This window comes from Streptomyces sp. NRRL F-2664, assembly GCF_000719345.1.
GTDB lineage: Bacteria > Actinomycetota > Actinomycetes > Streptomycetales > Streptomycetaceae > Streptomyces.
The window spans coordinates 1-672 of sequence record NZ_JOFX01000291.1 but is presented as its reverse complement, the minus strand read 5'-3'; the positions used below and the strand labels follow the sequence as shown (position 1 = coordinate 672).

Genomic DNA, 672 nt, shown 5'->3' with positions numbered 1-672 from the left:
CTCGCCCGACGCCGCATCGACGTCCTCTTCGCCATGCTCCGAGACGGCACCTTCTACCAACCACCCACACCGACTACGGCTTGACGAAAACCATAGAGGAACCTTTTTCCGGGCCGCCTCCGCCTCGACGGCGGCCCTGTCCAGAGCGTCCAGAACATCCTCCTCCAGGAACATTCCGGCCGCGTCATGGTGAGCGCGGACCGTCGTAGAGGCGCTGACCAGCGACAAATCCACCCGCCCCTGCCCAGCCGCCTCGGCGACCACACCCACCAGCAGCGCCTTGAAGACCCCAGCGTCCCGCCACTGCCTGAACCTGTTGTGCACGGTAGACCAGGCACCGAACCGGCCAGGCATCTCCCGCCACTGCGCTCCCGAGCGGAACTTCCAGATCACACCCTCGAACTGCTGCCGCAGCCGCCCGGGATACGGGCCGTACTCACCGATCGGCAGATACGGCTCGACGAACCCCCACTCGTTGTCTGTCAGTTGCGCACGCGTCATGCGTACCGGACTACCGGATCCACCCCCACACCGAGGGTAGAACCGGCGAACCGATCACGACTCAATACAGGGCCTAGTGCCGCATCAGGCAATGTTCGCCCCATCCTGACGTGTCGCCCGGTTGCTGCGTCGGGCGGCACCCGGACGGCCAGAATGACCGCGTGGCTGAAC

1 pseudogene is annotated in these 672 nt (G+C 65.6%); it reads right to left on the bottom strand.

The features are described 5' to 3' along the window. Nucleotides 1–102: 102 nt before the first annotated feature. Nucleotides 103–501, bottom strand: a pseudogene (locus IF89_RS46800) (transposase); the annotation flags it as partial. Nucleotides 502–672: the final 171 nt, after the last annotated feature.